Below are 2352 nucleotides of genomic sequence, written 5' to 3'. Positions count from 1 at the left end.
GCCCCCCCCCCCCCCGCCCCCCCCCCGCCCCGGCCGGGCGGCGGCCCCGGCCCGGCGCGCGGCCCCCCCCCCGCCGGCGCGCGGCCCCCCCCCCCCCCCCCCCCCCCCCCCCCCCCCCCCCCACGCCCGGCGGGGTGGGGTTCCGACGGATCGGTAGTAACCGCACCGGGGTGGAGAGTTCACCGCCGGGGGATACCGTCAGCAGGCAGACCGCCATCGGCCCACGCGCCGCGCCCCGAGCCCACTCGCGTCCCACACCCGAAGGAGGCTCCCGATGCCCCTGCGCCCGCTCCGTCCCGGTGACCGCATCGCCCTCGTCGCCCCCAGCGGCGCGGTCCTCGACCCCGACCGGCTCGCCCTCGGGACGGACATCCTCCGCTCCTGGGGCCTGGAGGTGGTCGTCCTCCCGCACGTCCACGACATCCACCCCACCCTTCCGCACCTGGCCGGCACCGACGCCCACCGCGCCGCCGACCTGCAGGCCGCCTGGCTCGACCCCGACATCGCCGCCGTCCTCTGCGTGCGCGGCGGCTTCGGGGTCCACCGGATGGTCGACCTGATCGACTGGGACGCGATGCGTGCCGTCCCACCCAAACCCCTGATCGGGTTCAGCGACATCACCGTCCTGCACGAGGCCGTCGCCCAGCAGCTCGGCGTCCCCACCTTCTACGGCCCGATGCCCGGCGTCGGGGTCTTCAGCACCGACACCCCGACCGCCGAACACCTCCGCCGCACCCTGTTCGAGCCGGCCACCACGACCGTCCTCACCGGACCCGACGCCGAGACCCTCGTCCCCGGCCGCACCCACGGCGTCCTGATGGGCGGCTGCGCCTCGCTGCTCGCCGCCGACCGCGGCACCCCCGGCGCCCGCCCGTCCTTCGCGGGCGGACTGCTCATCCTGGAAGACATCAACGAGCAGCCCTACCAACTCGACCGCATCCTCACCCAGCTGCGACGCAGCGGAGCCCTGGAGGGAGTGGCCGGCGTGGTCCTCGGTTCCTGGGAGCTCTGCGGACCGCTCGACGCCGTACGTGCCGTGATGCTCGACCACTTCGGTGACCTCGGAGTCCCGGTCGTCGGGGAGCTCGGCTTCGGCCACGGACCGTCCTCCCTCACCGTCCCGCTCGGAGTGCCCGCCGCGCTGGACGCCGACGCCGCCACGCTCACGCTCGACGCGCCCGTTCTCATCGCCCCTCTTGATGCGTAGGGTTGCGGGCCATGCACGTCGAAGGCATCCCCGCCGCAGGCACCTCCACCACCGCACCGGCCGTCGAGCCGATGCCGGACCCGACGGCGGCCGCAGTGGCCCGCGCGCTTGGTCTGCTCCGCGGCCCCGGCAGCGGAACCGGCCGAGTACTGCTCGGCCTGGCCGGACCGCCCGCAGCAGGAAAGTCCACCCTCGCCCGCCGACTGATCGACGAGATCAACCGCCACGAGGGCCCCGACACCGCCGCCTACCTCCCGCTGGACGGCTTCCACCTCTCCAACGCCCAGCTCGACCGCCTCGATCTGCGCGCCCGCAAGGGCGCCCCCGAGACCTTCGACGCCCTCGGCTACCTCGCCCTCGTCCAGCGCGTCGCCGCCGACCGCTTCCACGACATCTACGTCCCCGACTTCGACCGCACGCTGGACGAGCCCGTCGCCGCCCGCCACCTGATCCGCCCCTGCACCCGCCTGGTCGTGACCGAAGGCAACTACCTCGCGACCCCCGTCACCCCGTGGACGAACGCCCGGGCCCTGCTGCGCGAGCTCTGGTACATCGATGCCGACCACACCACCCGGGACGCCCGCCTCCTCGCCCGCCACACCGCCGGGGGCCAGGGCCACTCCACCGCGCGCCGACGGATCGACACCAACGACCAGCCCAACGCCGAGTACGTCGAGACGGCCCGGTGGGCCTGCGACTGGGTGGTCCGCACAGACGCGTTTGCACCTGCCCACAGATCGGCGTAGTGTTATCTAGTCGCTCGGCAGGGAGCACCGGACACGCAATCTGTGTGGACGGTCCCGGGGCGGCCAATCCTTGAGAACCACCCAGTTGATCCGTGACGGGTCGCGTCCTTTTCGCGTCTCCGTTCGTATTTGCTGTGCGCGATTTCGGGGATTGCGGCGGATTCGCTTCTCGGAGCGGGGATCGGCTAGAGTTTGAAACGTCGGAACGGCCGCGAGGCCGGGAAGACAAACAGCAAGTCGGATCGAAACTCCGGAAAACGGAGCGGAAAACATCTGATAAGCTGAGAACACGAAAGAACGAAGCGCCCGGAGGGCCCGCAGGAATGCGGCTCGAAGGAAGTGTCCGTTCCTTGAGAACTCAACAGCGTGCCAAAAGTCAACGCCAGATATGTTGACATC

2 protein-coding genes are annotated in these 2352 nt (G+C 72.0%); both read left to right on the top strand.

From position 1 onward, the window contains the following. Window positions 1-274: 274 nt before the first annotated feature. Complete coding sequence (locus ACGFWJ_RS36180) at window positions 275-1207, top strand: LD-carboxypeptidase (RefSeq protein ID WP_392957001.1); 933 nt, start codon at window positions 275-277, stop codon at window positions 1205-1207. 11 nt (window positions 1208-1218) lie between these two features. Beyond that, window positions 1219-1953, top strand: coding sequence for a nucleoside/nucleotide kinase family protein (locus tag ACGFWJ_RS36175; RefSeq protein ID WP_392956999.1), 735 nt, complete (start codon window positions 1219-1221; stop codon window positions 1951-1953). Window positions 1954-2352 lie beyond the last annotated feature (399 nt).

Source organism: Kitasatospora sp. NPDC048407 (genome assembly GCF_043200475.1).
In the GTDB taxonomy this organism is placed as follows: Bacteria; Actinomycetota; Actinomycetes; order Streptomycetales; family Streptomycetaceae; genus Kitasatospora.
Note: the sequence above shows the minus strand (reverse complement) of the source record. Positions and strands in the feature narration are given on the sequence as shown.

Coding starts and splice junctions, on each gene's coding strand:
- ACGFWJ_RS36180 (WP_392957001.1), top strand. CDS start 275: ATGCCCCTGCGCCCGCTCCGTCCCGGTGACCGCATCGCCCTCGTCGCC.
- ACGFWJ_RS36175 (WP_392956999.1), top strand. CDS start 1,219: ATGCACGTCGAAGGCATCCCCGCCGCAGGCACCTCCACCACCGCACCG.